9 protein-coding genes and 1 pseudogene are annotated in these 15,746 nt (G+C 72.7%); 3 read left to right on the top strand and 7 right to left on the bottom strand.

The window, feature by feature from the left end; translation table 11 throughout:
• Positions 1–14 precede the first annotated feature (14 nt).
• The 7 genes and pseudogenes from ACWC94_RS12895 to ACWC94_RS12865 all read right to left on the bottom strand — a co-directional run.
• A complete protein-coding gene (locus ACWC94_RS12895) occupies positions 15–827 on the bottom strand; it encodes an HpcH/HpaI aldolase/citrate lyase family protein (RefSeq protein WP_450796559.1) in 813 nt (270 codons plus the stop codon).
• Positions 824–2,035, bottom strand: a complete 1,212-nt coding sequence (locus tag ACWC94_RS12890; protein WP_450796558.1) for a CaiB/BaiF CoA transferase family protein — start codon at positions 2,033–2,035, stop codon at positions 824–826. The genes ACWC94_RS12895 and ACWC94_RS12890 overlap by 4 nt, the downstream gene beginning before the upstream one ends.
• A complete protein-coding gene (rbsK, locus tag ACWC94_RS12885) occupies positions 2,032–2,925 on the bottom strand; it encodes a ribokinase (RefSeq protein WP_450796557.1) in 894 nt (297 codons plus the stop codon). Before rbsK ends, ACWC94_RS12890 begins: the two co-directional genes overlap by 4 nt.
• On the bottom strand, positions 2,922–4,322 hold the full coding sequence (locus tag ACWC94_RS12880) for an ADP-ribosylglycohydrolase family protein (RefSeq protein ID WP_450796556.1): 1,401 nt from the start codon (positions 4,320–4,322) through the stop codon (positions 2,922–2,924). The genes rbsK and ACWC94_RS12880 overlap by 4 nt, the downstream gene beginning before the upstream one ends.
• Positions 4,310–5,521: an ADP-ribosylglycohydrolase family protein gene (locus ACWC94_RS12875; RefSeq protein ID WP_450796681.1), complete on the bottom strand. Its 1,212-nt coding sequence runs from the start codon at positions 5,519–5,521 to the stop codon at positions 4,310–4,312. The genes ACWC94_RS12880 and ACWC94_RS12875 overlap by 13 nt, the downstream gene beginning before the upstream one ends.
• Positions 5,522–5,532: 11 nt before the next feature.
• Positions 5,533–6,651 (bottom strand): ADP-ribosylglycohydrolase family protein, encoded by a 1,119-nt coding sequence (locus ACWC94_RS12870; protein WP_450796555.1) that lies wholly within the window; start codon positions 6,649–6,651, stop codon positions 5,533–5,535.
• A 500-nt stretch (positions 6,652–7,151) separates the two neighbouring features.
• Positions 7,152–8,165: pseudogene (locus ACWC94_RS12865) on the bottom strand (ADP-ribosylglycohydrolase family protein); the annotation flags it as partial.
• Between the two features lie 271 nt (positions 8,166–8,436).
• Between ACWC94_RS12865 and ACWC94_RS12860 the strand changes: the two are divergent.
• From ACWC94_RS12860 to ACWC94_RS12850, 3 genes are all read left to right on the top strand, one after another.
• Positions 8,437–9,168: a VIT1/CCC1 transporter family protein gene (locus ACWC94_RS12860; protein WP_450796554.1), complete on the top strand. Its 732-nt coding sequence runs from the start codon at positions 8,437–8,439 to the stop codon at positions 9,166–9,168.
• A 536-nt stretch (positions 9,169–9,704) separates the two neighbouring features.
• Positions 9,705–14,213: a glutamate synthase large subunit gene (gltB, locus tag ACWC94_RS12855; protein ID WP_450796553.1), complete on the top strand. Its 4,509-nt coding sequence runs from the start codon at positions 9,705–9,707 to the stop codon at positions 14,211–14,213.
• Positions 14,206–15,669, top strand: a complete 1,464-nt coding sequence (locus ACWC94_RS12850; protein ID WP_450796552.1) for a glutamate synthase subunit beta — start codon at positions 14,206–14,208, stop codon at positions 15,667–15,669. Before gltB ends, ACWC94_RS12850 begins: the two co-directional genes overlap by 8 nt.
• Positions 15,670–15,746: the final 77 nt, after the last annotated feature.

The following is a 15,746-nucleotide window of genomic DNA, read 5'->3' as shown; positions in this document are numbered from 1 at the left end:
GTGTGCGGGCGAGGTCAGCCCCGGTGCGCCAGCGTCAGCGTGCGCTGGGCCATGGCCACCACCGCCGCGTCGATGAAACGGCCGTCGGGGAGGGCCTGGGCGCCCTCGTTCGTGGCCGCTGCCTTGAGGATCGTCTCCGCGTGGTCGATCTCCGCCGGTGTGGGCAGGTAGGCCCGTTCGATCACCGGCAGCTGCCGGGGGTGGATCGCGGAGCGGCCCAGGAAGCCGAGGGCGCGGCCGTGGGCGCAGGAGGCGGCGAGGCCGTCCAGGTCGCGGATGTCGGGGTGGACCGACTGGGGTGGTGGGGCGAGGCCGGCCGCACGGGCGGCGACGATCACCCGGGAGCGCGGCCAGTCGAGGCCCGCGTCGGCCCGGACCCCCAGGTCGGCCCGCAGGTCCGCCTCGCCGAGGGCGATACCCCGCAGGGCGGGGTGCGCGGTGGCGATGGCATGGGCGTGCTCGATGCCGAGGGCCGTCTCCAGCAGGGCGTACAGCGGGACGGGGAGGGCCGCGGCGACCCGCCTGATCGCGTCCGGGCCGGTCACCTTGGGGAGCCGCAGGCCCGACAGGCCGGGGAGCGCACCCAGGGCGGCCAGGTCCCCGGCGGCCCAGGGGCCGTCCAGGGCGTTGACGCGGACGTGCACCGGGACCGGCTGGGGCTCGGTGAGGAGGTCGGCCGTGGCCGCGCGGGCGTACTCCTTGCGGTCCTGGGCGACCGCGTCCTCCAGGTCGATCACCACGACGTCGGCGCCCGCGGCCAGCGCCTTGGTCACCACGTGCGGGCGGTCGCCGGGGACGTAGAGCCAGGTGAGCGGGGCCCGGGTCACAGGGCTCCCTCCGCGCGCAGCCCGGCGACCTCGGCCGGCGTGAGACCCAGCTCGGTGAGCACGGCCTCGGTGTCGGCGCCGTGCGGGCGGCCGGCCCAGCGGATCACGCCGGGGGTCGCGGAGAGCCGGAAGAGCACGTTCTGCATACGCAGCGGGCCCAGCTCGGGGTCGAAGACCGTGGTGATGGTGTCCAGGGCCTGGTACTGGGGGTCGGCCATGACGTCCCGGACGTCATGGACCGGGGCAGCCGCGGCCTCGGCCTTCTCGAAGGCCGCGAGGACCTCGGCGCGGGGGCGGGCGGCGATCCAGGAGCCGACCGCCTCGTCCAGGACGTCGGCGTGCGCGGCGCGGTCCGCGCCGGTGGCGAACCACGGTTCCCCGATCAGCTCCGGGCGGCCCACCAGGCGCATCACCCGCTCCGCGACGGACTGCGCGGAGGTGGAGACCGCGACCCAGAGCCCGTCCGCGGTGCGGTACGTGTTGCGCGGCGCGTTGTTCGCGGAGCGGTTGCCGGTGCGTTCCTGCACATGACCGAGCTGGTCGTACCAGGTGGGGTGCGGCCCGAGGACCGACAGCATCGGCTCGATGATCGCCAGGTCGACGACCTGCCCGGCGCCGGTGCGCTCCCGTGCGGCCAGCGCCGTGAGGACGGCGCAGGCGGTCGCCAGGCCCGCGACCGAGTCCGCGAGCCCGAACGGCGGAAGCGTCGGTGGTGCCTCCGGCTCGCCGGTGAGCGCGGCGAAGCCGCTCATCGCCTCGGCGAGGGTGCCGAAGCCGGGGCGGTGCGCGTACGGGCCGAACTGGCCGAAGGCCGTCACCCGGGCGAGGAGCAGCCGGGGGTTGGCGGCCGACAGCTCCTCCCAGCCCAGCTCCCACTTCTCCAGGGTCCCCGGGCGGAAGTTCTCGATCACCACGTCGGCGGTGGCGGCGAGCCGGAGCAGGACGGCACGGCCGCCGGGCGTGGACAGGTCCAGGGTGATGGTCCGCTTGTTGCGGCCGAGCACCTTCCACCACAGACCGATGCCGTGCTTGGCCGGGCCGTGCCCGCGGGAGGGGTCCGGCCGGTCCGGATGCTCGACCTTGATCACCTCGGCGCCGAAGTCACCGAGCAGCGTGGCGGCCAGCGGGCCCGCGAACAGCGTCGCCAGGTCCAGCACCCGCAGACCGGTCAGCGGCGGGGTCGTCGTACTCGTACGTGCCGCACTCATGCGGTGCACTGGGCGTCGATCTCCGGGCGGTACGGCATCGACGCCGACGCCCCGGCCCGCTGGACGGAGATCGCCGCGGCGGCCGCCGCCCAGGACAGGGCCTCCCGTACCGGTTTCTCCTCGGCGAGGGCCACCGCGAGCGCGCCGACGAAGGTGTCACCGGCGCCCGTGGAGTCGACAGCCGTCACCGTCGGCGCGGGGATCACGAGCGGCTCGGTGCCCCGGGCCAGGTACAGGCTGCCGGTCGCACCCAGGGTGACGACGACCTCCGGCACCAGGTCCAGCAGGGCGGCGGCGGCCTCGCGGGGGTCGGTGCGGCCGGTGAGCGTGACCGCCTCGTACTCGTTGGGCACCAACAGGTCGGTGACGGCGAGGAGTTCGGGCGGCAGCGGCTGGGCGGGCGACGGGGTGAGGACCGTACGGATCCCGTGCCGGTGTGCCGCCTGGGCGCCCGCGACGACCGCGGCCAGCGGGATCTCCAACTGCAGCAGCAGGGCGTCGGCGGAGGCGATCACGCCCTCGTCGCCGGGGGAGAGGTGGTCGACGGTGCCGTTCGCGCCGGGGACGACGACGATGGAGTTGGCGCCCTCGTCGTCCACCACGATGTGGGCGGTGCCGGACGGGCCCTCGACCGTACGCAGGAAGTCGGTGTCCACGCCGGAGTGTTCGAGGGTGTCGCGCAGCCGCAGGCCGAAGGCGTCGTTGCCGACCGCGCCGATCATCGAGACGGTGGCGCCGGCGCGGGCGGCGGCGATCGCCTGGTTGGACCCCTTGCCGCCGGGGATGGTGTGGAATTCGCGTCCCGTCACGGTCTCGCCGCGCTGTGGTGCCTTCGCGACATAGGTGACGAGGTCCATGTTCGTGCTGCCGAGGACGACGATGTGGGTCATGAGCGGGTCGCCTCCAGATGGGTGAGATGGGCGAGGGTGTCGAAGCCGGTGCCGTCGAAGTCGCCGACGGTGGTGGCGAGCCGGTTCTTCAGCGGGGCCCGCCAGCGGTCGGGGAGGGCGGCCGGGGTGCCCGCGAGCAGTCCGGCGATGCTGCCGGCCGTGGCGCCGTTGGAGTCGGTGTCCCAGCCGCCCGACACCGCACGGCGGACGGAGCCGGTGAAATCGCCGTCCGCGTGGGTGAGGGCGGCGGTGATCAGGGCGGTGTTGGGGAGGGCGTGCACCCAGTGGTGGGCGGGGGAGTAGCGGGCGTGGAGTTCGTCCACGACATCGTCGAAGTCCTCGTACGACCCGGCCAGTTCGACGGCGTGGTCGATCGCCCGCGCGAGCCGGGAACGGGGCGGGATCACGCTCCGGCCGGTGCGCAGACAGGCGTGCACGTCCTGGGTGCCACTCGCGGCGGCGGCGATGGCGGCGGCCGTGAACATCGCCGCGTAGACGCCGTTGGCGGTGTGGGTGAGGACCGCGTCGCGGTGCGCCTGTCCGGCGGCGGCGGCCGGGTCTCCGGGGTTGGTCCAGCCGTGCACGTCGGCCCGGATCAGGGCGCCGATCCACTCGCGGAAGGGGTTGCGGTGGCGGGCGGTGTGCGGGGGTTCGATGCCGGAGAGGAGGTTGCGGTAGGCGATGCGTTCGGCGGTGAAGGTGCGGCCGGGCGGGAGTTCGTCCAGCCAGATCCGGGCCACGTCGCCGGTGCGGAAGCCCCTTCCGTGGCGCTGGAGGAGCAGCAGATTGAGCAGGGGGTAGTTGAGGTCGTCGTCCTCGGGCATGCCGTCGATGTTCTCGGCGAGGGAGGTGCCGGCCGAGCGGCGGTTCCAGGGGTGGGCGGCGAGGAGGTCTTCCGGGACGCCGACGGCGGTGAAGTAGGTGGTGAGGGGCCAGTTGCCGGCTGCGCGGGCGAGGGCGCGGATGGCGTCGAGGGGGAGCTTTTCGACGGGTTTGCCGAGGAGGCAGCCGATGGCCCGGCCGAGCCAGGCGGCTTCGAGGGCGGCCGGGGCGGGGCGCCCCGAAGGGGTGCGGGGTACTGCGCGACCAGCCATGTCCTGCTCGCGGTCGGACGACGGCCAGTCCGGGCACAGGGACTTGATGCGGGCCAGGTCCGTCGGCTCGTCCTCGGCCAACCGGCTCGGCAGGTCGGCCAGTTCGTCCAGCAGATCCTCGGCCAGCAGACGCAGGTAACGGGACGCCCGGTGGGTGGACGCCCCCGCGCGCGGCGGCGCGTCCGGGCCGCCCGCCGCCCGCCAGCGCGCCTCGATCGCGGACGGCTCACGGCCGTCCAGGCGGGCCTGACGGAGTTCGTGGCCCAGCAGGTCCTCCGGCTGGACCCAGGTCAGTCGGAGCATGCAGGTCCTCCGAGGGCCGTGAACGCCCGCTCGTGGGCGCGGCGCCGCCGTACGTCGCGTGCGAAGACCTCCCGCGTGACCTCGGTGAGTGTGCGGGCCGGTTCCCACAGGTCCAGACGGCTGGCCTCGGCGACCGCCTTCGCCCAGTCCTCCGGGACGGGTGAGCCGAGGGCGCCCGCGAGGGCACCGGCCATCGTGGCGATCGAGTCGCAGTCGCGGCCGTAGTTGACCGCGCCGAGGACCGCGTGCCGGTAGTCGCCGCCGGCGACCAGCAGCATGCCCAGCGCGATGGGCAGTTCCTCGATCGCGTGCAGCCGGGAGGGGCGGCGGGCGGCGAGCGAGGGCGCACGGTAGTCCGGGCCGACGGTGTCGTACGGGGCCACCGCCGCGCGCAGGGGGTGTAGAGCCGACTCGAAGTCGGTGTGCTCGCGGGCCACTTCGCAGACCTTCTCGATCGCCGCGCGCGTGCCGTCCTTGGCCAGGGACAGGCAGGCGCCGACGACGGAGTCGGGGGTCGCGCCCGGTGCCGCCGCGGCGGCGACGGCCGCGGCGAGGACACCGGCCGCCTCGCGGCCGTACGACGACTGGTGCGCGCCGGCGATGTCCAGCGCCTCGGCGTAGGCGGCGGCCGGGTGAGCGGCGTTGACCAGGCCGACGGGGGCCATGTACATCGTCGCGCCGCAGTTGACGATGTTGCCGACGCCCGCCTCGCGGGGGTCGGCATGGCCGTGGGCGAGCCGGGTCACGAGCCACTTCTCGGCGAGGAAGAGGCGGTGCAGGGGCAGCGTCTCGGTCTCCAGTTCCGGGATCCACCGCGGGTTGGTCATCAGGTCCGGGACCAGGTGGTCGGCGATCGAGTAGGCGTCGAGGTGGTCGCGGACCTGGGCGTAGACCCGGATCAGGGCGTGGGTCATCAGGGTGTCGTCGGTGACGTGGCCGTCGCCCTTGTGGTACGGGGCGACGGGGCGGGCGGTGCGCCAGGCGTCGCCGTGCCAGGGGCCGACGATGCCGTGGACACGGCCGCCGTGGCGCTCGGCGATCTGCTCCGGGGAGTAGCCCTCCACCGGACCGCCGAGGGCGTCGCCGACGGCCGCTCCGACGAGGGCCCCGGTGATCCGCTCGTCGAGACCGGGCACGGGACCGTCCGAAGGGGGATGGCTGTTTTCCCCTTCTTTGGGTCTTTTGAAATCTTTGGGCATCATGCCCCGAATCATCCTCCTGGGCGGGCCGGTTGTGCGGCTTCCAGGAGCCCGGCGAGTTCCACCAGGTCGGTGCCGGTGAGGCGGGGCAGCGCACAGCCGGACAGGGTGCGGCAGGCGTCCCGCCAGGTCTGCGGGATGGCCGCGCCGCCGCCGAGGGCTCCGGTCAGGGCGCCCGCGAGCGCGGGAGCGGAGTCGGCGACCCGGGACAGGCAGGCGGCGGCGGGTACGGCCTCGGCGATACGGCCGCCGGCGGCGGTGGCGAGGGCGAGGGCGACCGGGACGGTCTCGGCCGCGGCGATGCCGTAGCTGTAGACGTGGTCGACGATCTGGTGCTCGAGGAGCGGGACGAGGGCGAAGGCGGACTCGCTGTCCTCGGCGAGGGCCAGGGCGTGACGGGCGTTGCGGCCGATCTCGGTGTCGGGCGGGAGCTCGGCGAGCGCGGCGGCCACGCACGCGTCCGTCCCGGCGTCGGCGAGGGCGAGGGCGAGGGCCGCGGCCATGGCGCGGGCGCCGTGCACGCCGTCGCCGTCCTGGGTGTAGCGGGCGTCGAACTCGGCGAGGGCCGCGGCGCGTTCGGGATCGCCGGGGTGGGCGACGGCGAGGACACAGGCGCGGACGCAGGCCGCGTCGTCGAAGTAGTGCGGGTTGTCGTGGCCGGTGGCGGGCGGGCGCAGGCCGGTGGCGAGGTTGCCGAGGCCGGCGCGGACCGAGATGCGGGCGCGCAGCGGGAGCACGGCGGACTCGATCTCGGGGGCGCGGTCCGCCGCGGCGGCGACTTCCGCGGCCACGGCGGTCCAGGTGAGGTCGATGGCGGCGCGGGTACGGCGCTCTCGGCTGAGGTCGCCGAGGACGTCGTCGTCGCCGGCCCGCAGTACCGCCTCCGCGGCGAAGGCCGCCCATTCGGCGTCGTCGGAGGGGCCGAGACGCAGGGGTTCAGAGGGTTGGTTCAGGGCGATCGGTACGGGGAGGGTGGTGGTGGCGTTCTGCTCGGCGAAGGTGTCCAGTTCGCGGGTGAGGCGCCGGGTCCACTCGGGCATGCGGCTGGCCCGGTGCCGTGCTGCCGGCCAGCCGGCGGCGTCGCCTGCGGCCAGGCCGAGCAGGAGGCCCTCGACACGGCGCGCCGTCATGACCGGCCCTCGCTGTCCTGCTTGCCGGAGTTCCCCGCACCGACCAGCGGGCTCCGGGGTGTCGTCCGTGCCCCTTCCGGGAGCGGGTCCCGCAGGGCGGCTCCCGCCTCCTTTGCAGGCGAGCCCGTCACAGCACCCCCTGCCCCTTCCGGAACGGAGCCCGTCGGCACGCCGCCCGTCCCCTCCGGAGGCGAGCCCCGCAGACCAGCCCCCGCCCTTTCCCGAAGCGCCCCCGGCAGAGCGCTCCCCGCCGCTTCTCGGAGGGTGCCTGGGAGGGGGGTGCCTGTTGTTTCTCGGAGGGTGCCGGGGAGGGCGGTGGCTGCTGTTTCTCGGAGGGTGCCGGGGAGGGCGGCCCCCTCCGCTTCTCGGAGGGTGCCCGGCAGAGCACTCCCCGCCGCTTCTCGAAGCGTCCCCGATGGCGCGGGCCCCGTCGCTTCCCCGAGTGACCCGGGTACCGCACCCCGTGGTCCCTCCCGCAGTACCCCGGGAAGCGTCATCCCCGCCCCCCACTTCTCCGCCTCCCCGGGGACCAGCAGCTCAGCCACGTCCAGGACGTGGTGACCGGTCATGGCGGGGAGGCAGTGGCCGCGGGCCGGGCCGATGGGGGCGGCCCAGTGGGGCGGGATCGCCGTGATGCCGTGGGTCGCACCGGACAGGGCGCCGGTCACCGCCGCCGTCGTGTCCGCGTCACGGCCCATGTTGACGGCGGTCAGAACGGCCCGCACGAAGTCGCCGTCGGCCGCCGCGTACGCGCCGAAGGCGAGGGCGACCGCCTCGGGGGCCAGGTCGGTCCAGGGATAGCCGCCGATGACGACCGCGCAGCGGACCGCGCGTTCGCCGCGGTGGGCCACGGCCACCGCACGCCGCAGCGAGCGTGCCGTCCAGGAGTCCTCGGGAACGACCGCGAGGGCCGCGGCGATCACCACCGGAACCGGCGCGCCGGTCATCGCCGCTGCCACCCCGGCCGCCACCGCCTGGCCGCCGTAGATGCCCTCGCCCTCATGGCTGACCGAGCCGTCGATCGCCACCAGCCGGGCCGCCTCGGCGGGGCGCCCGGCCGCGAAGACCCCGAAGGGGGCCGCGCGCATCGCCAGGCCGTCGCTCCAGGCGTGCCGGTGCTGGGCCGAGATGGGGGCCGCGAGGCCGCGGCGCAGGTTCTCCAGGGTGCCGCGCTCGCTGAAGCCCGCGCCCCGGAAGGGACCCTCGGCCCGGTCGGCGATCCACTCGTGCCAGGCCGCCTCCACATGCGCCGGAGTCAGCGCCGAACCGTGCCGGGCGAGCAGCAGCCCGGAGAAGATCGCGTACTCCGTGTCGTCCGTGCCGCACGGCTTCTCCGCCACGTACCCGGTGATGCGGCCCCAGCGGGCGCGGATCTCGGACGGTTTGAGGTTCTCCGCAGGCGCTCCCAGCGCGTCCCCCACGGCCAGGCCGAGCAGCGCGCCGCGGGCCCGCTCGCGGAGTCCGGCGGCGGCGTCGGGCGCCGGGAGCGGGGGAGTGCAGGCGATCGATGCCATGGGCGGCCTCCTTCAACGGGACCACGAAGACGCTTTGCGGATGTGTGCCACGGCGCGCGCCCGCGCGAGCCTCCGCAGCGCCGGAGTCACCCTCTCGGCATCTGAGCGCGATCACGCACGGATGAGCAAAATCGGTGCGCAATCAGGTAAAGGTGCAGGTTAGCCCAGCCTTTCCTTGCTGGTGCGAGCGGCAGAATGGGCGTAGGTTCGTTGTTGTCGAAAAGTAGAACTCATCCAAAGTTAGCTTTGGCTAAGCTATCCGGGGGTCCCCATGGCCGTCATCGAAACGCAGGCCGCGCTGCACGAGGCGCACCGCGACAACCACACGCATCGCGATGTCAACGGCGGCTGGCTGCGCCCCGCGGTCTTCGGTGCGATGGACGGCCTTGTCTCCAACCTCGCCCTGATGACGGGTGTCGCCGGCGGGTCCGTGAGCCATCAGACCATTGTCATCACCGGGCTCGCGGGGCTCGCCGCCGGTGCCTTCTCCATGGCGGCCGGTGAGTACACCTCGGTCGCCTCGCAGCGGGAACTGGTCGAGGCCGAGCTGGACGTCGAGCGCCGTGAGCTGCGCAAGCACCCGCAGGACGAGCAGGACGAACTCGCGGCGCTGTACGTCGCCCGGGGGGTGGAGCCCGACCTGGCCCGGGAGGTCGCGCGCCAGCTGTCCAAGGACCCCGAGCAGGCCCTGGAGATCCACGCCCGGGAAGAGCTGGGCATCGATCCCGGTGACCTCCCCTCGCCGCTGGTCGCCGCCGTCTCCTCCTTCGGTTCCTTCGCCCTCGGCGCCCTGCTGCCCGTGCTGCCGTTCCTGCTCGGCGCGACCGCGCTGTGGCCCGCCGTGCTACTCGCCCTCGCCGGGCTCTTCGGCTGCGGTGCCGTGGTGGCCAAGGTGACCGCCCGGAGCTGGTGGTACAGCGGCCTCAGGCAGCTCGCGCTGGGCGGTGCCGCGGCCGGTGTGACGTACGCCCTGGGCAACCTGTTCGGAACGGCCGTAGGATAGCGGCGCCGCTACTTATGCGTCGGGCCGCATAAGTAGCCGTTACTCGCTGGTTTCAGATGCGTGACCACCGGGCATGAGCCGTAAGCACCGCAGGCAATGACGCCTGCCGCACCCCTGCGGGGAGAGTGAAGACGCTCCCCCCGCCCCCTCGGGCCGCCGGACGACGATCCGACCGATCTTGTCCGCGACGGTCCCCTTCATACGTCTGCCGCCGCCGTGTGCGGTACCTGCCGCGTACCGCGCGGCACCCCCGCCGCCTCGTGCGGCAGCCTGCCGCGGACCGTGCGGCACCGTTGCCACGGACCCCGTGGCGTCCGCATGTTGGAACGGAGTATCCGCTTCCCGGGTACCACCCCATCATGTAATCTGCACGAAATTTTGCACTCCACGCAGAGGGCCAACGTCGTCCCTCGGCACTTGCCACATGCCTCATGACGACGACGGGAGAGCCGATGCGTACGCCGCGCCAGCCGTCCCAGCATTCCGCGAATGGCCAGAACTGGTCGTTCATGGATGCTCGCCCTGCTGCGCAGGGTATGTACGACCCCCGCAACGAACACGACGCCTGTGGCGTCGGTTTCGTCGCCACCCTTACCGGCGAGGCGTCCCACACGCTGGTCGAGCAGGCGCTCACCGTGCTGCGCAACCTGGAGCACCGGGGTGCGACCGGCTCCGAGCCCGACTCGGGTGACGGCGCGGGCATCCTCTCCCAGGTGCCGGACGCCTTCTTCCGCGAGGTGGCCGGATTCGACCTCCCCGCAGCCGGTTCGTACGCCGTCGGCATCGCCTTCCTGCCGGCGGACGGGACCGAGGACGCCGTCTCACGCATCGAGACGATCGCCGCCGACGAGGGCCTCACCGTCCTCGGCTGGCGTGAGGTCCCCGTCGCCCCGGAGCTGCTGGGCGCCACCGCCCGCTCCACCATGCCGGTCTTCCGGCAGATCTTCGTCACCGACGGCGCCAGCGAGGGCATCGCGCTGGACCGCCGGGCGTTCGTGCTGCGCAAGCGCGCCGAGCGCGAGGCCGGTGTCTACTTCCCGTCGCTGTCCGCGCGCACGATCGTGTACAAGGGCATGCTGACCACCGGCCAGCTGGAGCCCTTCTTCCCGGACCTGTCCGACCGCCGCTTCGCCTCCGCGATCGCGCTCGTGCACTCCCGGTTCTCCACGAACACCTTCCCTTCGTGGCCGCTCGCGCACCCGTACCGCTTCGTCGCGCACAACGGTGAGATCAACACCGTCAAGGGCAACCGCAACTGGATGGTCGCCCGCGAGTCGCAGCTGGTCTCCGACCTGTTCGGCGCCAAGGAGCTGGACCGGATCTTCCCGGTCTGTACGCCGGACGCCTCCGACTCCGCCTCCTTCGACGAGGTCCTGGAGCTGCTGCACCTGGGCGGCCGTTCGCTGCCGCACTCCGTGCTGATGATGATCCCGGAGGCGTGGGAGAACCACGACTCCATGGACCCCGCCCGGCGCGCCTTCTACCAGTTCCACTCCACGATGATGGAGCCCTGGGACGGCCCCGCCTGCGTCACCTTCACCGACGGCACCCAGGTCGGCGCCGTGCTCGACCGCAACGGCCTGCGCCCCGGCCGCTACTGGGTCACCGACGAGGGCCTCGTCGTCCTCGGCTCCGAGGTCGGCGTCCTCGACATCGACCCGGCCAAGGTCGTCCGCAAGGGCCGCCTGCAGCCCGGCAAGATGTTCCTCGTCGACACCGCCGAGCACCGCATCATCGAGGACGACGAGATCAAGGCGTCCCTCGCCGCCGAGCAGCCGTACGCCGAATGGCTGGAGGCCGGTGAGATCGAGCTGGGCGACCTGCCCGAGCGCGAGCACATCGTCCACACCCACGCCTCGGTCACCCGCCGCCAGCAGACCTTCGGGTACACCGAGGAGGAGCTGCGCGTCATCCTCGCCCCGATGGCCCGCACCGGCGCCGAGCCGATCGGCTCCATGGGCACCGACTCGCCGATCGCGGCGCTGTCCGAGCGTCCGCGGCTGCTCTTCGACTACTTCACCCAGCTGTTCGCGCAGGTCACCAACCCGCCGCTGGACGCGATCCGCGAGGAGCTGGTCACCTCCCTGCGTTCGTCGCTGGGCCCGCAGGGCAACCTGCTCGACCCGACCGCCGCCTCCTGCCGGTCCGTCGTGCTGCCCTTCCCGGTCATCGACAACGACGAGCTGGCCAAGCTCATCCACATCAACGCCGACGGCGACATGCCCGGCTTCAAGGCCGCGACCCTGTCCGGTCTGTACCGGGTGAGCGGTGGCGGTGAGACGCTGGCCGCCCGTATCGCGGAGATCTGCGCCGAGGCCGACGCGGCCATCGAGAACGGCGCCCGGCTGATCGTCCTCTCCGACCGCCACTCGGACGCCGAGCACGCGCCGATCCCGTCGCTGCTGCTCACCGCGGCCGTCCACCACCACCTCATCCGCACCAAGCAGCGCACCCACGTGGGCCTGCTGGTCGAGGCCGGTGACGTCCGCGAGGTCCACCACGTCGCCCTGCTCATCGGCTTCGGCGCCGCCGCCGTCAACCCGTACCTGGCGATGGAGTCCGTCGAGGACCTGCTGCGCGCCGGCACGTTCCTGAACGGCCTGGAGCCCGAGAAGGCCATTAAGAACCTGATCTACGCCCTCGGCAAGGGCGTCCTGAAGGTCATGTCCAAGATGGGCATCTCCACCGTCGCCTCGTACCGCGGCGCCCAGGTCTTCGAGGCCGTCGGCCTGGACGAGGCCTTCGTCGAGAAGTACTTCAACGGCACCGCCACCAAGATCGGCGGCGTCGGCATCGACGTCATCGCCGAGGAGGTCGCCGCCCGCCACGCCAAGGCCTACCCGGCCTCCGGCATCGCCCCGGCGCACCGCGCGCTGGAGATCGGCGGCGAGTACCAGTGGCGCCGCGAGGGCGAACCGCACCTGTTCGACCCCGACACGGTCTTCCGCCTGCAGCACTCCACGCGCACCGGCCGCTACGACATCTTCAAGAAGTACACGTCCCGTGTGAACGAGCAGTCCGAGCGCCTGATGACGCTGCGCGGCCTGTTCGGCTTCAAGTCCGACCGCGCGCCGATCTCCGTCGACGAGGTCGAGCCGGTCAGCGAGATCGTCAAGCGGTTCTCGACGGGCGCGATGTCGTACGGCTCCATCTCCAAGGAGGCGCACGAGACCCTCGCCATCGCCATGAACCAGCTGGGCGGCAAGTCCAACACCGGTGAGGGCGGCGAGGACCCGGAGCGCCTGTACGACCCGGCGCGCCGGTCCGCCATCAAGCAGGTCGCCTCCGGCCGCTTCGGCGTGACCTCCGAGTACCTGGTCAACGCGGACGACATCCAGATCAAGATGGCCCAGGGCGCCAAGCCCGGCGAGGGCGGCCAGCTGCCCGGCCACAAGGTCTACCCGTGGGTGGCCAAGACCCGTCACTCGACGCCGGGCGTCGGCCTGATCTCCCCGCCGCCGCACCACGACATCTACTCCATCGAGGACCTGGCCCAGCTGATCCACGACCTCAAGAACGCGAACCCGCAGGCGCGGATTCACGTCAAGCTGGTCTCCGAGGTCGGCGTCGGCACGGTCGCCGCGGGTGTCTCCAAGGCGCACGCGGACGTGGTCCTGATCTCCGGCCACGACGGCGGTACGGGTGCCTCCCCGCTGACGTCGCTGAAGCACGCCGGCGGCCCCTGGGAGCTCGGCCTCGCCGAGACCCAGCAGACCCTGCTGCTCAACGGCCTGCGCGATCGCATCGTCGTGCAGACCGACGGCCAGCTGAAGACCGGCCGTGACGTGATCATCGCCGCGCTGCTCGGCGCCGAGGAGTTCGGTTTCGCGACCGCGCCGCTCGTCGTCTCCGGCTGCGTGATGATGCGTGTCTGCCACCTGGACACCTGCCCGGTCGGTATCGCCACCCAGAACCCGACCCTGCGCGACCGCTTCGCCGGCAAGGCCGAGTACGTGGTGAACTTCTTCAAGTTCATCGCCGAGGAGGTCCGCGAGCTGCTCGCCGAGCTGGGCTTCCGCTCCATCGAGGAGGCCGTCGGCCACGCCGAGGTGCTGGACGTCGAGCGCGCGGTCGACCACTGGAAGGCGCAGGGCCTGGACCTGGAGCCGCTGTTCCACGTGCCCGACCTGCCCGAGGGCGCGGTGCGCCACCAGGTGGTCGAGCAGGACCACGGCCTGGAGAAGGCGCTGGACAACGAGCTGATCAAGCTCGCCGCCGACGCCCTGGCCGCGAACGACGCGACCGAGGCACAGCCGGTGCGCGCCCAGGTCGCCATCCGCAACATCAACCGCACGGTCGGCACCATGCTCGGCCACGAGGTGACGAAGAAGTTCGGCGGCGCGGGCCTGCCCGACGACACCATCGACATCACCTTCACCGGCTCCGCCGGCCAGTCCTTCGGCGCGTTCCTGCCGCGCGGTGTCACGCTGCGCCTGGAGGGCGACGCCAACGACTACGTCGGCAAGGGCCTCTCCGGTGGCCGGGTCATCGTCCGCCCGGACCGGGCCGCCGACCACCTCGCCGAGTACTCGACCATCGCGGGCAACACCATCGCCTACGGCGCCACCGGCGGCGAGCTGTTCCTGCGCGGCCGTACCGGTGAGCGGTTCTGCGTCCGCAACTCCGGTGCGCTGGTCGTCTCCGAGGGCGTGGGCGACCACGGCTGCGAGTACATGACCGGCGGTCACGCGGTCGTCCTCGGCCCGACCGGCCGCAACTTCGCGGCGGGCATGTCCGGCGGTATCGCCTACGTCATCGACCTCGACCGCGACAACGTCAACGCCGGCAACGCCGGGTCCGTCGAGGCGCTGGACGAGACGGACAAGCAGTGGCTGCACGACGTGGTGCGCCGCCACGCCGAGGAGACCGGCTCGACGGTCGCCGAGAAGCTGCTCGCCGACTGGGACGCGGCCGTGGAGCGGTTCAGCAAGATCATCCCCAGCACGTACAAGGCAGTGCTCGCCGCCAAGGACGCCGCCGAGCGAGCCGGTCTGACCGAGACCGAGATCACCGAGAAGATGATGGAGGCGGCGATCAATGGCTGACCCGAAGGGCTTCCTGAACCACGGCCGTGAGGTCGCCAAGACCCGCCCCGTCGCCGAGCGGGTCAAGGACTGGAACGAGGTCTACGTCCCCGGCTCCCTGCTGCCGATCATCAGCAAGCAGGCCAGCCGGTGCATGGACTGCGGCATCCCGTTCTGCCACAACGGCTGTCCGCTGGGGAACCTGATCCCCGAGTGGAACGACTACGCCTACCGCGAGGACTGGGCGGCCGCCCAGGAGCGCCTGCACGCGACCAACAACTTCCCGGAGTTCACCGGTCGCCTGTGCCCGGCCCCCTGCGAGTCGGCGTGCGTGCTCGGTATCAACCAGCCGCCGGTCACCATCAAGAACGTCGAGGTCTCGATCATCGACAAGGCGTGGGAGACCGGGGACGTCGCCCCGCAGATCCCCGAGCGCCTGTCCGGCAAGACGGTCGCGGTCATCGGCTCGGGCCCGGCGGGTCTCGCCGCCGCCCAGCAGCTGACCCGGGCCGGCCACACGGTCGCCGTCTACGAGCGCGCGGACCGCATCGGAGGCCTCCTCCGCTACGGCATCCCCGAGTTCAAGATGGAGAAGCGGCACATCAACCGCCGTATCGAGCAGATGCGCGCGGAGGGCACCCGCTTCCGCACCGGCGTCGAGATCGGCCGCGACCTGGGCGCCCGCGACCTGAAGAAGCGCTACGACGCGGTCGTGATCGCCGCCGGCTCGACCACGGCCCGCGATCTCCCCGTCCCCGGGCGGGAGCTCAAGGGCATCCACCAGGCGATGGAGTACCTGCCGCTGGCCAACAAGGTCCAGGAGGGCGACTACGTCACCTCGCCCATCTCGGCCGAGGGCAAGCACGTCGTCGTCATCGGCGGCGGTGACACCGGCGCGGACTGCGTGGGCACCGCCCACCGGCAGGGCGCGGCCTCCGTCACCCAGCTGGAGATCATGCCCCGCCCGAACGACGAGCGGCACGCGACCAACCAGCCCTGGCCGACCTTCCCGATCCTCTACAAGGTCACCTCGGCCCACGAGGAGGGCGGCGAGCGGATCTACTCCGCCTCCACCACCCACTTCGAGGGCGACGAGGACGGCAACGTGCAGTGGCTGCACCTGGCCGAAGTGGAGTTCGTGGACGGCAAGCTGACCTCCAAGCCGGGCACCGAGCGCAAGATCCCGGCCCAGCTGGTCACCCTCGCCATGGGCTTCACCGGCACCGACCGGGACAACGGCCTGGTGGAGCAGTTCGGCCTGGACCTCGACGAACGCGGTAACATCGCCCGCGACGCCGACTTCCAGACCAACGTGCCGGGTGTGTTCGTCGCCGGTGACGCCGGCCGCGGACAGTCCCTCATCGTGTGGGCGATCGCGGAGGGCCGCTCGGCCGCCCGCGGTGTCGACCGGTTCCTGACCGGTGCCAGCGACCTGCCGGCCCCGATCCGCCCGACGGACCGCGCCCTGGCGGTCTGACGGCACCCCGAAGAACGTCCCGTACAACGGCGTGCGGAACACTGACGGCGCCTGCCCACCGTCCCCGACCGGACCCT

Source organism: Streptomyces sp. NPDC001135 (assembly GCF_053598395.1).
The sequence above is the reverse complement of the archived record's forward strand: the minus strand, read 5'-3'. Positions and strand labels throughout refer to the sequence as shown.